Annotated in this window: 15 protein-coding genes; 7 read left to right on the plus strand and 8 right to left on the minus strand. The window is 51.8% G+C overall.

Going from position 1 to position 13,880, the window contains the following annotated elements:
- Positions 1-13 precede the first annotated feature (13 nt).
- The 5 genes from AC2FHX_RS12035 to AC2FHX_RS12055 all read left to right on the plus strand — a co-directional run bounded on the left by AC2FHX_RS12035 (position 14) and on the right by AC2FHX_RS12055 (position 5,728).
- Positions 14-889 (plus strand): dioxygenase family protein, encoded by an 876-nt coding sequence (locus tag AC2FHX_RS12035; RefSeq protein WP_496702024.1) that lies wholly within the window; start codon positions 14-16, stop codon positions 887-889.
- 4 nt (positions 890-893) lie between these two features.
- Positions 894-1,733, plus strand: a complete 840-nt coding sequence (locus AC2FHX_RS12040; RefSeq protein WP_496702022.1) for a 3-oxoadipate:acetyl-CoA acetyltransferase — start codon at positions 894-896, stop codon at positions 1,731-1,733.
- Between the two features lie 319 nt (positions 1,734-2,052).
- On the plus strand, positions 2,053-3,009 hold the full coding sequence (locus tag AC2FHX_RS12045; protein WP_496702020.1) for a TAXI family TRAP transporter solute-binding subunit: 957 nt from the start codon (positions 2,053-2,055) through the stop codon (positions 3,007-3,009).
- An 18-nt stretch (positions 3,010-3,027) separates the two neighbouring features.
- The gene (locus tag AC2FHX_RS12050; RefSeq protein WP_496702018.1) at positions 3,028-4,932 is read left to right on the plus strand and encodes a TRAP transporter permease; all 1,905 of its coding nucleotides are present in this window, start codon (positions 3,028-3,030) and stop codon (positions 4,930-4,932) included.
- A 31-nt stretch (positions 4,933-4,963) separates the two neighbouring features.
- Complete coding sequence (locus AC2FHX_RS12055; protein WP_496702016.1) at positions 4,964-5,728, plus strand: LamB/YcsF family protein; 765 nt, start codon at positions 4,964-4,966, stop codon at positions 5,726-5,728.
- Between the two features lie 115 nt (positions 5,729-5,843).
- Here AC2FHX_RS12055 and AC2FHX_RS12060 read toward each other — a convergent pair whose 3' ends face one another.
- The 5 genes from AC2FHX_RS12060 to AC2FHX_RS12080 are packed head-to-tail and all read right to left on the minus strand — an operon-like array spanning position 5,844 to position 8,835.
- A complete protein-coding gene (locus AC2FHX_RS12060; protein WP_496702014.1) occupies positions 5,844-6,314 on the minus strand; it encodes a flavodoxin domain-containing protein in 471 nt (156 codons plus the stop codon).
- 22 nt (positions 6,315-6,336) lie between these two features.
- Entirely contained in the window at positions 6,337-7,140 is an 804-nt protein-coding gene (locus tag AC2FHX_RS12065) for an IclR family transcriptional regulator (RefSeq protein ID WP_496702012.1), read from the minus strand.
- A 52-nt stretch (positions 7,141-7,192) separates the two neighbouring features.
- Positions 7,193-7,762 carry a cupin domain-containing protein gene (locus AC2FHX_RS12070; protein WP_496702010.1) on the minus strand — a complete coding sequence of 190 codons (570 nt, stop codon included), beginning with the start codon at positions 7,760-7,762 and terminating at the stop codon, positions 7,193-7,195.
- 21 nt (positions 7,763-7,783) lie between these two features.
- Positions 7,784-8,476, minus strand: a complete 693-nt coding sequence (locus AC2FHX_RS12075; protein ID WP_496702008.1) for a cupin domain-containing protein — start codon at positions 8,474-8,476, stop codon at positions 7,784-7,786.
- A 38-nt stretch (positions 8,477-8,514) separates the two neighbouring features.
- Positions 8,515-8,835, minus strand: coding sequence for an SCP2 sterol-binding domain-containing protein (locus AC2FHX_RS12080; protein ID WP_496702006.1), 321 nt, complete (start codon positions 8,833-8,835; stop codon positions 8,515-8,517).
- 262 nt (positions 8,836-9,097) lie between these two features.
- Between AC2FHX_RS12080 and AC2FHX_RS12085 the strand changes: the two genes are divergently transcribed.
- On the plus strand, positions 9,098-10,318 hold the full coding sequence (locus AC2FHX_RS12085; protein WP_496702004.1) for an NAD(P)/FAD-dependent oxidoreductase: 1,221 nt from the start codon (positions 9,098-9,100) through the stop codon (positions 10,316-10,318).
- 75 nt (positions 10,319-10,393) lie between these two features.
- Positions 10,394-10,981, plus strand: a complete 588-nt coding sequence (locus AC2FHX_RS12090) for a YceI family protein (protein WP_496702003.1) — start codon at positions 10,394-10,396, stop codon at positions 10,979-10,981.
- Between the two features lie 94 nt (positions 10,982-11,075).
- On the opposite strand, the gene AC2FHX_RS12095 is transcribed toward AC2FHX_RS12090, so the two are convergent.
- The 3 genes from AC2FHX_RS12095 to AC2FHX_RS12105 all read right to left on the minus strand — a co-directional run bounded on the left by AC2FHX_RS12095 (position 11,076) and on the right by AC2FHX_RS12105 (position 13,505).
- The gene (locus tag AC2FHX_RS12095) at positions 11,076-11,495 is read right to left on the minus strand and encodes a DUF4345 family protein (protein ID WP_496705223.1); all 420 of its coding nucleotides are present in this window, start codon (positions 11,493-11,495) and stop codon (positions 11,076-11,078) included.
- A gap of 151 nt (positions 11,496-11,646) precedes the next feature.
- Entirely contained in the window at positions 11,647-12,360 is a 714-nt protein-coding gene (locus AC2FHX_RS12100) for a dienelactone hydrolase family protein (protein ID WP_496702001.1), read from the minus strand.
- A gap of 155 nt (positions 12,361-12,515) precedes the next feature.
- Positions 12,516-13,505 carry a TAXI family TRAP transporter solute-binding subunit gene (locus AC2FHX_RS12105; RefSeq protein ID WP_496701999.1) on the minus strand — a complete coding sequence of 330 codons (990 nt, stop codon included), beginning with the start codon at positions 13,503-13,505 and terminating at the stop codon, positions 12,516-12,518.
- Positions 13,506-13,880 lie beyond the last annotated feature (375 nt).

The following is a 13,880-nucleotide window of genomic DNA, read 5'->3' on the forward strand; positions in this document are numbered from 1 at the left end:
TAGAGGTATACCCATGTCAAATTTGGTTGATCTTTCCAAAATCGACTATTTCACTGAAGAGTCATCTGTTGAGGCCGTGCTTGGGCGCAATGGTTCAAATGCCGATGCCCGTCTGGCACAGATTTGGGGTGCATTGATCAAGCATTTGCATGCTTTTGCCAAGGACGTCGAATTGCGTCAGGACGAGTGGGACATCGCAATCGATTTCCTTACGGCAACCGGTCAAATCTGTGACGAAAACCGGCAGGAATTTATCTTGTTGAGCGATGTCATGGGTTTCTCGATGCTGACAGACGCAATCAATAACCGACGCCCGAAAGGCGCAACCGAGAACACGGTGTTTGGCCCATTCCATGTCGAAAACGCCCCTGAATACGAAATGGGTGCCGACATCTCATTGGACGGCAAGGGACAGTCTTGCCTGTTTGAGGGGCGGGTCTTGGACCTTGAAGGAAACCCGATCGAAGGTGCGCGTATCGATGTCTGGTGCGACAACGAAGATGGTTTCTACGACGTTCAGCAACCCGGTATTCAGCCCAAGTGGAACAATCGGGGTGTCTTCACGACTGGCCCGGATGGGTGCTACCACTTCAAGGGGATTAAGCCGGTGTCATATCCGATCCCCCATGATGGGCCGGTTGGAAAACTTCTGATCAAGCTCGATCGCCACCCCTTCCGCCCTGCGCATATGCATTACATGGTGACGGCGCCTGGCCATGAGAAAATCGTGACGCATACCTTTGTTGGCGAAGATGAATACCTCAAGTCTGATGCGGTTTTTGGCGTAAAGGCGACGCTGGTTGCACCATTTGTTGAAAATAGGGACGGTGATACAGTTTGGCGTTCTCCTTTTGACTTTGTGATGGTGCCAGAAAAGGTGGAGTCCTAAGCCAATGACGCAAAAGCCTTGTATTATTTGTGTGGCAATTACAGGATCTTTGCCCCAAAAATCAGACAACCCGGCGGTGCCTATCACGGTCTCCGAGCAAATAGAAAGCACACAAGCTGCATTCGAAGCCGGGGCGACGATCGCACATTGTCATGTTCGCAATGACGATGGCTCGCCTACCTCGGATCCCGATAAATTCGGCCGGTTGTTTGAAGGTTTGAACAAACATTGCCCGGGTATGATTGTTCAGTTCTCGACCGGAGGACGATCGGGCGCAGGACATGAACGCGGGGGCAGTTTGCCGTTGCGTCCTGATATGGCCTCTTTGTCCGTTGGATCGACAAACTTTCCAACTCGGACCTACGACAATCCACCCGATCTGGTCGATTGGCTGGCTGCGGAAATGACGAAATACGAAATTACCGCAGAGATCGAGGCGTTCGATCTGAGCCATATTCACCAGGCTGTCGCCATGAGTAACGCAGGTAAGCTTCCGGGCAAGCTTTACGTGCAGTTCGTGATGGGTGTGAAAAACTCAATGCCGGCCGACAAGAATGTCTTCAATTACTATGTGAAAACAATGCAAAGGCTTGCCCCGGACGCGGAATGGTGTGCCGCCGGGATTGGAAGGCATCAGCTTGAACTGAACGAATGGTCGATTGCGGCCGGCGGTCATGCAAGAACCGGGCTTGAGGACAATGTCCGACTTGATCGAAACACACTTGCCCCATCAAATGCCGCTTTGGTGGCCCGAACTGCAGAGATTTGTCATAATCACGGCCGCCCGGTGGCAACCTGGACAGAAGCGCGGTCACTTCTGGGGCTTTCGCAGCCCGCAGTGTAACCTAATGAGATGGCTGGCTGTTTGACCAGCCATCGACTTGCCTGGGTCGGTGCGCAACCTCCTGTCCCTCAAGTTGAAAAGGGGCGCGTGGCAGGCCTGCTCCAGCCTTGGCTGAGCGAATTGAGTAGATAAGTATACTTCATACGATATGTAATATGCCGTGTATTGTATTATTGTTATATAGAAATTCTGCTAAAAATCATCCCCACCATAGAGGTTGGCTTTGCTCGCCCAAAACCATTGGCAAACTTTAAGAGCCTAAAAACACTCGTCTTTTGCCGCATGAGCCAAGAGCCAACCCTGACAGGGAGGGATTTTTATGTTCAGTAAGATCAACCGGATGGCAATTCTTGCCTTGGGTATTGCGACGCTTGGCACAGTTGCCAGCGCACAAAGCTTGGGGATCGGAGCCAGTAAACAGGGATCACAGAATTATGCGGCCAATGCTGGTTTCGCAAAACTTCTGGCCGATGAGCTTGGGTACGATATTCGAGTGCAATCGTTTGGGGGATCAGGCCAAACAATGCCTCTGGTCGATAATGCCCGCTTGGATCTGCTGCTTGCTCCCAGCCCTGACTTTTCTGCCGCCGCGGGTGGTACAGGTGCCTTCGAAGGGCGACAGCTAGGTAATTTGCGCATCGTTGCAGCCATGGGTGGGTCCGCCTATGGTTTCATGGTCAACAAAGACAGCGACATGGCCATGGTCTCAGACGCCAAAGGCAAAACGATCACCTATGGATACACCGCACAACCGACGCTTCGGCCACAGGTCGACGCCATTCTTGCAGGCGGCGGTTTAAGCATCGATGAGATGCAGCTCGACAATGTACCGTCGGTGCCAAACGGCGTCGACGACTTGATTTCCGGCACCGCTGAAGTTGCGTTCTTTGCCCTTGCTGGGGGCAAGACACGCGAAGCGGACGCCGCGATAGGAGTCCGTTGGTTGGGGCTGGAGAACACACCCGAGGCACTCGCCGGTGTGCGCGAATTCGTTCCGACCGCATATATTGACACTGTAGCCGCAGGATCGGCCCCTGGTGTGGATGTCGATACGAACATGATGTTCTATGATTATGTGCTTTTGGCAGGCGCGCATGTTTCGGATGAAACGATCGCCCCGATTGTCGAATACATTCACCAGAATCCGGAAAAAGTGCGGAGTATCTTTAAAACTTTCGCGCGGTTCGACCCGGAAAAAATGGCGCCTGATATGGGGGATCTCGTCTACCATCCGGCAGCGGCCACCTATTATCAGAAAGCAGGTTTGTCGCAGTAACTTCTGCTGACATAAATCATGGTTGGAACATCCAAAACCGCTCGTTTGGAGCAAGCCAATCAGGTGCTGAGTGGGCTGATCGTGGCCCTCTCGGTCATCTATGCTGCCAATCTGCATCGCTATGTCGGGGTGTCCGTCTATGATGCGCAATTATTGGTCGCGTCTTTCGCGCTCGCACTCGCCTCTGGAATTTTAAGTTTTGCGAAAACCGCGGACAGGCCGATCACCCGTAGAATTGCTGTCCTGTGGGCCGCGGTCACACTTGTTACCGGTGGCTACGTTGCGGTGAACTATGTCCGGCTTTCGATGGACGCTCCGTTTGTGCCCCCTTTGCTGGTTGCGATCAGCTGCGTTCTGCTGGGTGGGTTGCTTTTGTTGTTGCGGCGTTCTGCGGGCACCGGAATTCTAATCGTAGTGCTAGTCTTCATAGCCTACGGGCTCTGGGGGCATCTTCTCCCCGGTGATCTCCAGAGCCGCCCTACTTATTGGGACGAACTTGTCATCTATCTGAGCCTGGATGCAAACGGCATTCTTGGCGCAGCATTGAAAGTTGCCGTCGTAATTGTCGTTCCCTACCTGTTGTTCGGTCAGTTTCTGACGGCCTGTGGAGCCGCGGATTTTTTCAATGACCTGGCTTTATCCGGGATGGGTCGTTTCAGGGGTGGACCAGCAAAAGTAGCAGTCTCGGCGTCGGCTTTGTTCGGATCTATTTCAGGATCAGCGGTTGGAAATGTCGTCGGCACTGGCGTGGTTACGATCCCGATGATGAAAAAAGCTGGTTTTAATGGAAGATATGCTGGCGCGGTTGAGGCGGTCGCGTCTACGGGTGGGCAACTGGTGCCGCCTGTGATGGGCGCAGCGGCCTTTATCATGGCCGACTTTATTGGCGTGGATTATTCGACCGTGATGTTGGCGGCTTTGCCATCTGCTCTGCTCTACTACAGCGCTATCTTCATCAATGTTGATCTGACAGCGGCCAGGCGAGGGGTGGCACAGGTTGAAGAAGCTGATATCCCGAGTGGCCGCGAAGCACTCAAACAGGGTTGGCACTTCATTTTACCGTTCGTTGTGCTGATCTATACGCTGTTCGCCCTGAACATGAGACCGGAGCGTTCTGCGGTCATTTCGATTGTGGTGTTATTGGTCGGCAGCTTGATATTTGGCTACAAAGGCCGTCGTATCAGGCCAATTCAGATTTGGCAGGCCATAGCGTCTGCGGGCCAATCGGCTATCGGGCTGGTTGTTGTCTGTGCAGCTGCTGGACTGATCATTGGTATTCTGAATATCACCGGCCTCGCCTTTAATTTGACACTGCACATAATCACCGCAAGCGGTGGCAGTCTGCTGGTGCTCGCCTTGATCACGGCGTTGATTTCCATTGTTTTGGGGATGGGGATGCCAACTGTTGGGGTCTACATTCTGTTGGCGACACTGGTCGCCCCGGCTTTGATCGAATTCGGTGTCCCAGTGATGGCAGCACATCTTTTCGTGTTCTATTTCGGGCTGATGTCGATGATCACTCCGCCTGTTGCACTGGCGTCATTTGCCGCAGCGAATATCGCGGGGTCATCAGCATGGGAGACAAGCAAAGAGGCAATGAAGCTGGCTTGGCCGGCTTATTTGGTCCCGTTTCTTTTTCTGTTTGCACCCGGATTGATTTTGGAAGGCAATCTGCTGAAGGCACTTTGGTCAATAGCAACAGCATTGGTTGGTATTTACATGGTAACTGCTGGCTTCGTTGGGTTTTTCCAACATGTCAGGGGGTTCATCGGTCGCTTAACTTTGACGCTTTGTGGGGTGCTGTGTCTGTTGCCTTCAGATTTGTTTCCCTCCGCGATCTGGACAGATATTGTGGGCTTGTCTGTGCTTGCTTTCTTCATTGTGGGTTCGAGAAACCGCGTGGCTGCCTCAGACACTCAATAATCTGACATCTAAGAATTAGGGCCTGTCAATAATGACTAATGTGGTTGATCTAAATTCGGATCTTGGCGAAGGTTTTGGTGCGTGGAAAATGGGGGATGATCTTGCACTGATGGACATCGTTTCATCTGCGAACATCGCCTGCGGATTCCACGCCGGAGATCAGAATATTATGGCCCAGACCATGAAAATTGCGGTCCAAAAAGGGGCCGGAATTGGTGCACATCCCGGTTTTCCCGATCTGACTGGATTCGGGCGCCGTCGGATGAGTTTTTCCTCGGATGAGCTGACCAATATGATTGGATATCAGCTGGGTGCGGCGCAGGCGATGGCGCTACTGTCGGGTGGAAAAGTTCGACACCTTAAGCTGCATGGTGCCTTGGGAAACATGGCGTCGGAAGACATCAATATTGCCAGAACCTGCTTTGAGGCCGCGTTGAAAGTTCAGCCCGAAATCATACTCATGGCGATTGCATCAACTGCGATGGAGCAGGCAGTGAAGGAACTGGATTGCTCATGGGTAGGCGAGGTCTACGCTGACCGCGCTTACGAAAATGACGGAACCTTGGTAGACCGCAGGCAACCGGGCGCTGTTTTGGAGGATGCCGACTATGCCGCCGAGCGCATCATGATGATGTTGAAAGAGCAGGCGGTTATCACCAAAACCGGGAAACGCCTTCCATGTCGCGTTGATACGGTGTGTTTGCATGGCGATACTGTTGGTGCCGTTGCTATGGGAACCAAAATTCGCAGAAATCTTGTTGACGCAGGTATCGGTATCAAAATGTTTGAGGCGTAGATTCATTGCATTTCTTGGCGAAATGCTTCGGGAACTGCCGTGACAAAACCTGATTTCTGAAGGCCGTCCTCACAAGTTGTATGGGAACCTCGCAAGGTGCAAGGTTCCCGGTTTTTTAGGCCATTTCTTTGGATAGTGCCGCGACCCAACCGTCGATCCAGTCCAGCGCGGCTTCTTCAGGATAGACGCCGGATTTCGCATCATGTTCCATGCGATCTACCAGCCGCTTGGCACCCAATTCAGCGAAGGTTGCATCAAAGGCTTTGCCGCCACCGCAGAATGTCTGTGGATAATCCATGCTTCCCAAAGCAATGACGCCATAGCGCACAGACGACAGATCGGGGCGATCTTTTGTCAGGAACTCGTGAAACTCTTTGCCGTTGTCCGGCACTTCACCAGTGCCATATGTCGAACTGCAGATCACATAGGTATCGCGTGCATCCAGCATTTTTTGTGATGCTTTTTCCATGCGGACAACGCGGGCTTTGTACCCGGTTTCAACAAGCTTATCGGCCACTTCATCCGCGACCATTTCTGCAACGCCGCTCATAGACGCGACCAGAACAACAACTGGATGATCGTTCATTTCTATCCTTTCGCAGCACCCGTCATTTGGGTTTTGCATTCTTTGAACCGGTCGAACCGGACTGTTTTTCGATAAAGGCTGCTGAGAGACCCAAGGTTACTTCCTGAGCCGCAGCCTGAACATAAATTGATAGCCGTTCGACCATCTGCGAATTCACTTCATGCTCGTTCAAGACAAGCGTCATGCTGCCGATCACAGACTTGTTTGCTGCGAATATAGGTGCGGCGATTCCGACCTTCCCTGGATCCAGCTGCCCATACGCAACTACGATGGAGTTGGACCGGATACGCTTCAAATTGCGACGAAACTCTTCCCAGGTTGCCCCAAGACCGGCAGCTTCGATTTCCTTCTCGTGTTCGGCAAAGATCGCTTTCAGGTTTCTGCTAGGGATGTAGGCAAGGACAACTCGGGAAGCTGCGCCAAGAAACAACCCCAAAGGCCGGCCCCTCTCATAGGAAAGGGATTTTTCCGGATCGACAAACCCTTCCGAGTGAACACACATGACCTGATGGCGATACTTTCGGCACAGCAATGCGGAACCATTGTCGCCCGTCAGATCGACCAGCTTACGCATGATCGGCGTTGCCGTTTTCACTAATTGATCCTGACGCCTTATCATTCTGTCGAATTCGATAATCGCCGGACCAAGAGTGTAAACGCCGGGGTTCAAGGCCTCGACCAGACCGAAAGCACTCAGACTGTTGAAGTAGCGGTAAGTCGAGCTGCTGGACAGGGAAAGACGTTTGGTCGCCTCTTCCACTGTCCATTCCGGTTCTTCAATGGTGAAAAGCTTCATGACTGATAAAAGTTTATCTGCAGTTGTCATATAGCTTTTCTCCTATTTGCTGATCGCCGATGGTAATTAATCGCAGCACAACCTACCAGTCGTCATCGTCGTCTGTTTCAGCCGTTAACTCGTCGACTATTGCCTGCCATCTGTTGCCGGTAGTATCCACCGGCGGATGTTCGGTGCCGCAGTCGCCGCATGTGCGCATGTCTTTGTCACTGTTAAAGGCGTTGGTCGCACGCAGATACGCCTCCTGAGGGAGTTCCTCGGCCGTATCCCAAGTTACGCGCGCAACTTCTGATGAGCATTTCTCGCAATACCAAGCAACAGCCTCCAAACCGGCATGCTCTGCTTTGTAACGATAATGGATGGTCTCTTCCGAAGGTACGACGCGATGCGGGGTACGGGCCGGAACATAGATCATTTCACCCGGCGTGCCTTTGACGTAATTCACGCTGCTGTCGCGGAATTCAACCTTGGCTGCGCCCGACATCAGTACGATCATTGTGTCTTTTTCACAAATCAGATGGAACGGCTGAATGCGGTCGCTTCGGCTGATATTGACCTGCGGGTCGACACCTTCAGAGATTGCTGGATACTCGTCATAGCAGCCGATCTGCTGAGCGAGTTGATAGGTTTGATGAAATCGCCTACGTGGCATCTTTCTGTCTCCTCGCTAAATTCAAGCGGACGTCGCTTCGATGAGCAAATCGCGGCAATGCTCACTGGCTTCGTAGTTTGTATGGTAGCTCGTCCAACCCCAGACGTGCATCGGGAACAGGTTGTGCTCGTGCCCACATTTGGAACATTTCCGAACTTCTGGGTCATCGTTGTACTCTTTGCCGAATTCATAGCTCTTGAGCAGCGTTTCCAGCGGAGCAAAGTACCCAGGCACAGGGCCGCGGATTTCGTTGTAATTCTCAACGTCGAATTCGTGATCCAGCATAACATTCTGGCACTTGTGGCAATGGAAGGTCAGGCCTTCATGCTGACGTACACCTTCTGCTGATTGACGTTGAACAACGATCATCAGCATCACGTTTTCCGGGTCTCTCTCGTTCTCAAAGAACGACCCAACGTGGTGGCTACGTGGACCAACCATTAGCGTACCAGTTCTGACCGCCGAGCCCTTGGAAGCCAGGCAAAGGAAGGTCTCATCAACCGAGTTCGTGTGATGGAAATGGCCCATGCCATCATCCCCCAGATCGCCTTGGAACAAGGCGATACCAGGAACAAGGCATTCGTCCGTCACATAAGGGAACGGGGTTGTAAGTGTCGTATTTGCTGTCCGAGCTGCATGGAATGCGTTCGACGCCATAGGCGGGCGATCCGGATCAGGTGGCGCAATAGTTAGTTGGTTGCTGTCTGTGCTCATTCGCTAACGTCCCATGTTGGGTTTCAACTAATTTCCACTCAAGCCCGGTCGGGTCCGATGATCGAGCCGAGCTTCCAGCCTGCGTCAACGTTTCCGTCGATCGTCATCCGGCCAGCCATAAAGGCTTCGGTTGGGTCTTTGCTGCCGTCAGAAATCTTGCAGAAATCCCCAAATTTGATGTTTACGATTGTTTCGGCGTCATTGTCTTCATTCGAAACGATATGAGGGACATTTTTGGCATCAATATAGATGACGCCTTCGTCGCCAAAGTTGAATTTTACGGTGTGCCCAAAGCCGCTGTCTTCACCGACGCGCTTGCGCATTTCCTGAGTCATTTCTTCAAGTGTTGGTTTAGCCATTTGGATTTCCTCCCATTGAGCAATGGTTCGTTAATAGGTGTTCAACTTGTTCACCAATTTAGGCCAGAAATCGCATATGATGGGAAAAATGTCAAATAGAAGATCTAATTTTATTGTTAAATGCGAGAAAATGTGCCATATGCGATTGAAATTGAATGCTGTCTGAGCGTGCATTTCCTGACATATTCGCACTCGCCAGGCAGGATTCCATATCGCAGGAAGGGTTCATCGAAGCCCGACTCACGAAAGAAAGGGTGGAGCATTGTCACAGCGACAAAAAATCGTGATTGTGGGTGGCGGACAAGCGGGTGGCCGTGCGGCTCTGGCGGCGCGCGCATCAGACCCAGCTGCCGACATCTCTCTGATCTCAATGGAGCCTTGCGCACCATACGAAAGGCCGATTCTGTCGAAAGCCATGTTGCTGGATGACGAAACCAAACTTCCTTTTGTCTTCGATGATGCGACGGCCAAGGAACGGGATATTCGTTTGCACACGGGAGTGTCGGTGACAAAAATTGATCGGGCGACAAAAACCGTTCTTCTCGAAGATGGCGAAAACATAGCATATGACAAACTGATTCTTGCGACCGGTAGCCGGCTAAGGCGTATCTCGTTGGACGGTGCCGAAGAGGAGTGTGTTCACTATCTTCGCAGCATGGATGACTGCAGCAAATTGCGGGATCAACTGACAAAAGGCAAACGATTGACCGTCATTGGTGGAGGGTTCATCGGACTTGAAGTTGCGGCAACGGCCCAAAAGCTTGGGTGCACTGTCACAATCGTAGAAGCTGGTGAAACGCTGTTGCCCCGAGTTGGATCACCCACTGTCAGTACCTTTGTTCAGACCTATCACTCTGACAAAGGCGTGCGCTTTCTGTTTGGTGTTCAGGCCCAGGCAATGGATGGCGAAAACCTAGTATTGTCGAACGGCACGTCTGTTCCCACCGATATGATCCTAGTCGGTATTGGGGTAGACCCCGAAACATCGCTTGCCGAAGATGCTGGATTGACTATCGAAAACGGCATCAAGACGGATAGTTTTGGCAGAACTTCTGATCCTGATATTTTCGCCATAGGTGATGCAGTTAACCAGATGAACCCTGAATATGATCGTCACATGCGCCTGGAATCTTGGGAAAATGCCAATGTACAGGGTGATGCGGTCGGTAAATCGGTGGTGGGCGAGCTGACCGAAGTTTCCACGATTCCGTGGTTCTGGTCTGATCAGGGCGATCTGAATATTCAAATTTTGGGGCAGTTGGACGCAGAGATGCCTTGTATTGAGCGTGCGGGCGAGGATGATGGGCTGACCCTGATTCAGCTTGTCGACAACAAGATCCAAGGTGCGGTTACGATCAATCAGGCCCGCGATATGCCTTTGTTACGGAGAATGATCGCCGACCCGAATTTTCACGGTGACGAAGCCATCTTTAGTGACGATTCCGTGCCGCTCAGGAAGATAATGAAATCAGCACGACGCTAGCGGAGACAAAGTGAGCTCTTTCTTACGAGTGGCTTTTTGTCCTTAGAATTTCACGCTTCTATCAGGAGATATTTCATGAAGCTTTCGGTGTTGTTTGCCGCAATGGCCTTAACCGCCTCGGCTCTGGCATCCACCAGTGTGGCTGACTCGGAAAAATACCTTCTGGCGCCGAAATGGTCACAAATTATATTTAACTACGATCATCTTGGTTACTCCAGAACAACCGGCATGTTCTCAGGTATTGAAGGTGAGATCGACTTTGACAAAGAGAACCCGGAAGGATCCAGTGTTGCGGTCTGGTTCCCGGTGTCAACGATGTTCACCGGCCTCGAGCAGAGAGATGCGAACTTTACCGTCGGTGGAGATTTTTTTGTTGCGACTGAGAATGATCAGATCGAGTTCAAGTCAACGCATATTGAAGTCACTGGTGAGACAACGGCCAAGATAACTGGCGACCTGACGATGAATGGCTCAACACATCCAGTCACTCTTGATGCAAGAATGAATAAAATGGGTTTCCATGACAAAGAGCAAAAGGACTGGGTGGGGTTCGATGCGACAGCATCCGTGCTACGGTCTGAATTTGGTTTGGGCAAATACGCGCCGGGTGTCAGCGACAAAGTCGACATTTCGATTTCGATCGAAGCTATGAAAGCTGAATAAATTTAGGCGACGCGTTTGACCCCTACCTGTTCTCACTGGATAGGTAGGGGCCGCGGGCCAGTCTTTGTAATCGGATGATTGCCCTAAAAGAGCTTCAGGTTTCAGAATGCGCTCTGGATGAAACTACGAGGCATAGCAATCCCACGACCGAGAGGGTGAAGGGAACCAATTCTCTGGATAGGATTGTGAGCTGGGCATCGTTCGAACCGTCCAGATTGATCCCGGTAAGTCTGGTAATGACAACAAGAGTCAGTGTGGTGGCAACTGCCACCAACCCAGGCTTCAAAAACGACCGAAAGAATACGCCGTAAAGAGCGAACAGTCCCAAACCCAAGTGGAAGCCGCCGAAGTCGACGCGGATGCTGGTGATCCCGTCAGGAGCAAGAGTTGCAGTTCCACTGATGACGGTAGGGTCCATTACGCCAGCAATACCGGCGAGACACATGATGAGCCCACACAACAGCAAAGTTAGTCTTGGAATCCAGGATATTATCTTCCTTGGCATCGTGCTCATTTACATTCCCCATCGAGTTAGAGTTTACGGACGTTGCGCAGCAAGCTCAGCGAGCTGAGTAGGTGCTTGCGCATGCAATAAGAACCGGGCTTACGAAATCCGGTTCTCATAACGTTTGAAGAGCAGGTGACCCGCTTGGTTCGCCTTGGGTTTATGCACCCAGATGCTTTTTGAAGAACTCCAGAGTGGCCGATTCTGCGGCAATAGCAGCTTCTTCTGCACGACCAGAACGGCCCAAACGTGCAAATGCGTGGCCGACACCGTCATGTACAGTTACAGAGCCGTCTTTTGACTGCTCGACATGTTCGGTAATCGCGGTCTGAGCTTCAGGCGGGCAAAGATGATCGTCGGCACCCAAATGGATCAAAAGCGGAGCCTGAGGACCAGTGCTGCTCCCAAGATCCTGACTGATAGCCACTGGATAAAAGCAAACGACGGCATCGGCAGCATTGGACGTCGCCATGCGGAAGGCAACGCGCCCTCCCAGACAATAGCCAACAACACCGATCTTGCCTTGCAGCTTGGCATCCTCGCGAAGAAGTGCAACGGCGGCATCCATGTCGCCAAGGCTTGCCTCGAGGTCAAACCCCTGCATAAACCCCATCGCCTTTTCGCGATCTTCTTCCAGTGCGGCGTTCAGTTCGATATCGCGCTCCTGCCGCCAGAACATATCCGGTGCGATGACATCATAACCTTGCTCGGCAAACCAGTCGGATGCTGCTCGGATATTGTCGTTTACACCGAAAATTTCCTGGATCAGAACGATTCCACCGATAGCGTCGGTCGATGACGGTCTGCTGCGATAGGCTGAAAACGATTGGCCATCAGCTGCAGCAATATTGATTGTCTTACTATCAATAGCCATAATGTCGTGCTCCGTGTTGAATGTTGAAGGGAACAAGTCCGAGGGGGTTTGTGAGTGGTAGAGCGAGGGGGTCTGTGAGTGAGGGGGTTGTGAGTGGTAGCGAGGGGGGTTGTGAGTGAGGGGGATTGTGAGTGAGTGGGTGTTATGGGGTGGTTCTACTCGATGATGCCCGCTTCTTTGTAATAGCGCGCAGCACCGGGATGTAAGGGTATCGGGGAATCCGCCATGCGTTCCGGCACAAGCGGATAGCTGAGGGGGCTGTGATGTGATGGGATGTGACGGAATTGTTGTTCGATAACCTCGCGAGTTTCGACCAGACACCAGGTCAACAGATGCGCAAGATCTTCGGGCATATCATCACGCACAAGCACGGCGAAATCAGAGAAATTCAACGCGGGCAGATCTTCGGTTTGACCTTCCCAGAAATGAGCAGGCACAACGGCACGGGGCCAGCCGTACTGGGTCTCCAGCTTTGTCAGGGCAGCATCTTCTGCTGGTAAGAACACCAGAGAGCGGTTTGCGACAGCATCCCGCCACCAAGGCGTCATATATGCCTCCTGCAGTAGGGCGTCGACTTCGCCATCACGCATACGGAACACCGATTGTTCGGGTCTGGTATCCGTAATCAATTTACCACCCCAGGACTCCAGAGTGTCGCGGTCGATGCCATGGGCCTCTAGATAACGGGCGGCCGTATAACCGATCAGATTTACACCGTCATCTTCCGAAGTGGCGAGTGTGATTGGTGGTTTTTTCTCACGCAGCTCTTCAAATGTTGAGACGCCATATTTTGGATCGATGGCGAAAACCATGCGGTCTGTTTGTGGAAGAATTGCAAGCGTGCGCAGCCGTGGAAGCGGGCTTCCTTCGAAGATCCCTTCCCCAGCCAGCGCGCCGGGCAACATTTGGACGGGCGTGGCGATGCAGAGATCAACCTCACCGTTAGACACAGCAATCGGAGAGTCAGCACCGGCAATCAGATTCCAAATTGCAACGCGCGATCCTTTTTCGGTGCGGTCGCAGACCTCCTGGCACAGCCATGAGCAGATGCGGTGAAAATTTGCTTGGCCCCAGTCACCAGTAAAGTTCAGGTGAACACTGCGATCAAGTTTTGGCTGTTTGTCCATATTTGGCGCAGTTGTCATCTTAAGGGCATCTCCTGTTGCTTTTGTCTCTTTATAGGATTAATGAATATTTAACAATGAAGAAATTCCCGTAAAGTGGGAAAAATGATAAAGAAAGTGAAGTGCGCAGCTAACTCATTCAAAACAAGGTGAAACTGATCTGAAGCCGAACCTTTGCACAATGACAAGATAGCGCCAAAGCTTGCACGATGTTCGTAGGGTCTATTTGATGATGTCAAAAAAGATCATATATAAAATCATAGCTGACTATGTTATTTGGTCAACACAAAGCATGCCTAGTCATAGGCGTTTGGGCGCAAAAAGGCGCACCAGAATCCAGGCGGGTAGGACGCAGATTTGACCCGCAACAGTTAGCAAACCCACCAACTAGGAGAA

This window comes from Ruegeria sp. CDSC042, assembly GCF_059610745.1.